Here is a 3,547-nt window from a genome sequence, read left to right as displayed (position 1 = left end):
AGTTATCACAGGATCTAGTTGTCCAATCACTTGGTCTTTAGAAATTGTCAGTCCTATCTCCTCACTAGTTTCACGCAATGCAGTTTCTAACAAATCAGAATCATCAGGATCCAATTTCCCACCAGGAAATGAAATCTCACCAGCATGGAATTTCATATCTTTTGGTTTTTCAGTCATTACAACTATTGGGTCATCGCCATAAATTACAACAAGTATGGATGCCAAACGATACTTGTCACTATGTTCTAACAAAGGATCAATAGGAGTAGAAAGAAGCGATTTTAAATCATCTAAAAGCATCATAGTTCTTTCCTACTATTCCATATGGGTTTTGGTATTCAAAAGTTTTAACCCAGAAGGAAAGAAATGAGAATATGACAATCAGGTATGAAGCCAATCCTCCAAAAATTTTATCGGATGTAAATACTGATGAGTCAATTCAAAAATTTGTTGAAAAGATAAAAATTATTTCAAAGAAATGTGATGCCATACATCTAACTGAAAACGTGTTAGGATTTCAAAGAGTTTCACCAATCAAAGTTGGAAAAATTATCAGAGAAAAAATTCCAGATTTACCAATTACCGTCAGTCTCAGAGTCAGAGATAAAAGTGAAAGTGAAATTTTAGAATTTGTCAACAATTGTATTTCCATTGGATTCTCAGGAGTTTTGATTTTGATGGGAGATCCGTCACAAACAGGAAAAAAAGATTCAGGTCAAATTCCAAGTTTAACTGTAAAAAGATTAAGAGAGCAAGGAGTAGATTCAAAAATTGATTTGTATCTTTCAATATCAAACAAGCCGGATTTTTCAAAAATCGGAAAAAAACTAGAAGCAAAGCCCAAAGGATTCATGACTCAAGTTATTCAGAATATAGACCAAGTTGAAGAACTATATGAAAATCTCAAAGGGTTTTCAATAATTCCAATACTGCTGTATCCATCTTCAAAAAATGAGAAATCTGCACAGTTTCTGAATTTAGATTTAGCATCATACAGGAAAGAATTTGAAGGATTATTGGAAAAAACGCAAAACATTACAGGAGATGTTTTACTTACTTCTCCAAGTGACTTTAATGGACTGGATAAATTTTTAGAAAAATATACCAATTAAAGCACAAAATATTTTGCATGAGGGTGATGAACAACTATTGCAGCAGTTGATTGTTCTGGAATAATTTGACCAGACTCCGTCAAGGTCATTCCAGATTTTTCAGGTTGCAACAATTTCCAGACAAGATGATGTTGAGAGACATCAGGACAGCTAGGAAATCCCCAGCTGTATCTTAATCCGCCTTTTTCCAAATGTAATTCAGATTTTATTTTTCTATTTACCCATTCAGCTAAGGCTTCAGCTACTTCAACTGCCAATCCATGAAGATAGTATGCATCAGTATACTTGTCTTCTTTATTCCATTGTTCAATTATTTGTGCCACTTTGTTACCTACAGTGACAGACTGAAATGCAACAATGTCATCATCTCCAAAATAGTCAGTCAGGCAAAGATGGTCAGGTTTTGTGGAGCGTGGAAATTCCAACTCTATATCGTCACCATCAGGATTCTCAACTAGTAATTTTCTATCTTTGTTGTGACATTTGAAATATCCATATACAATTTCAGGTTCTAGAAGTTTATCCCTAATTATTCGAATTTTCCACTCAGTCAACAATTGTTCATGTTCGTCTTGAGATTCTGAACCTGCTTTTCCTCTCAATCCCCAAGATAATTTGAAGAGGGATTTTTTATCAATCATTGTCCAAACCTCATCCATGTTGATTTGATCTAGTTTTAGTCGAATTGGTTTTCCAATAATTTTTGGATTAGGTGCAGGCACTGGTTTGATTTCGCTTTTAGGAAGCGTGTCAGGATCTAATGAAACAGTAGATTTGTCTTTCCAATTCTCAAGTTTTTCTTTCCAATCAGAAAGGAGTTTTGGTTTTTCATCAGAAATTAAAACATCCATTGTTTTTAGACCTTCAAACATAGTATTGCAGTAAAATACACCGGGCTCGTAAATCCCATCTTCTTTTGCTATTCTGTTAATGTAATTACTGTTAATTGCAGCCCCGCCACAAAGAATTGGTATATTCATATTGTTTTTTCTAGCATGCTCTACAAAGAATTTCATTTGTTTTGATGTGGATACTAATAATGCAGATAATCCTACTGCGTCAGGTTTTGTCTCATTGATTTTTTCAAGGAATTTTTGCAATGGTACTTGTTTTCCCAAATCATGTACAGTGTATCCGTTATTTTGAAAGATTGTCTTTACAAGATTTTTACCAATATCATGTACATCACCATAAACAGTTCCTAGAACTAGAACTCCTTTACTTGTTCCTTCTTCTTTGATCAAATATTTTTCAAGTTCACCTACTGCAGCCTTCATACATTCTGCAGATTTTAGGACAAAAGGCAAAATCAATTCACCAGCACCAAATTTGTCACCAACTTCTTTCATTGCAGGAAGCAAGTCCTCATTGAGAGTCTTTATTGCACCATCATGAGTCACTTCTTGATTAGCATTAAGAGACAAAACCCCATCAGTGTCTTGAATCAGGTCATTTTTTCCTAGTTTTTCTGCAATTGCCGAAACGACATCGTTTTGAATTCCATCTTTGAGTCTATTTACAATTCTAAAGTTAGCGCGTTTTCCAGCAGGCCAGGTAGGATCAACATCTACCTTCTTTGAGGCATCTCCGCTTTGAGGTCCTGCTTTCTCAAAGTATGTAATCAAGTCAGACAAGGCATTTGGATGCTTGTTGAAAATCAGATCTTCTGCAAGGTTTTTTTCTTTCTCATCAATTTCACCATATGGAATAATCTCCTTTGCATTTACAATTGCAGTGTCAAGGCCAGATTTTACAGCATGATATAGAAAGACAGAGTTTAGAATTCTTCTGGCATACGGAGCCAATCCAAAACTAATGTTGCTTAAACCTAAAGTAGTAAATGAATTTGGGAATTTTTCTTTAACTAGTCTAATTCCTTCAAGAGTGTTTTTTCCAGCATCAAGAAATTCATCATCTCCTGTTGCCAAAGTAAAGGTAAGAACATCAAAAATGAATTGCTCAATTTTCAAACCATATTTTTTTCCAGTTTCATAAAGCAATTCAGCAGTATCAACTTTTTGTTGAGGGGTTTTTGCCATACCTTCTGGCCCAATACACAACGCAATTGCAGGCAAACCATACTTTGCCATTATCGGAGCTAGCTTTTCAAATCTACTTCCATCGCCTTCAAGATTTATAGAATTAATAATAGGTCTTCCAGGGATTTGAGTTACAGATGCTTCAATAACCTCAGGATCTGTGGAATCAATTACTAGTGGCGCATCAATTTCCAAGCTTAATCGTTTTACCAAATTTAACATAAATTCACGTTCATCTGCACGTTCTGTAGTTGCAACACAAACATCAAGACAGTGAGCTCCATCCTCAACTTGGATTCTACCCAAATCAACTAATCCATCATAATCATCAGCAAGAACTAGTTTCTTTGCTTTACGAGAACCCTGAGTGTTAATTCTTTCTCCAATTATCAGAGG

Annotated in this window: 3 protein-coding genes; 1 reads left to right on the top strand and 2 read right to left on the bottom strand. The window is 35.0% G+C overall.

What is annotated here, in order from left to right; all coding sequences use genetic code 11:
* A partial coding sequence (locus tag OEW78_RS10240; RefSeq protein ID WP_300327194.1) for a CoA pyrophosphatase occupies nucleotides 1-300 on the bottom strand: 300 nt, incomplete at its 3' end.
* Nucleotides 301-374: 74 nt separating this feature from the next.
* Between OEW78_RS10240 and OEW78_RS10235 the strand changes: the two genes are divergently transcribed.
* Nucleotides 375-1,112, top strand: a complete 738-nt coding sequence (locus OEW78_RS10235) for a 5,10-methenyltetrahydrofolate synthetase (protein WP_366523066.1) — start codon at nucleotides 375-377, stop codon at nucleotides 1,110-1,112.
* On the opposite strand, the gene OEW78_RS10230 is transcribed toward OEW78_RS10235, so the two are convergent.
* A partial coding sequence (locus tag OEW78_RS10230) for a dihydropteroate synthase (RefSeq protein ID WP_300327192.1) occupies nucleotides 1,109-3,547 on the bottom strand: 2,439 nt, incomplete at its 5' end. The two genes, OEW78_RS10235 and OEW78_RS10230, sit on opposite strands and share 4 nt — an antisense overlap.

Origin of the sequence: Candidatus Nitrosopumilus sp. (genome assembly GCF_029882185.1) — an archaeon.
GTDB lineage: Archaea > Thermoproteota > Nitrososphaeria > Nitrososphaerales > Nitrosopumilaceae > Nitrosopumilus.
The sequence above is the reverse complement of the archived record's forward strand: the minus strand, read 5'-3'. Positions and strand labels throughout refer to the sequence as shown.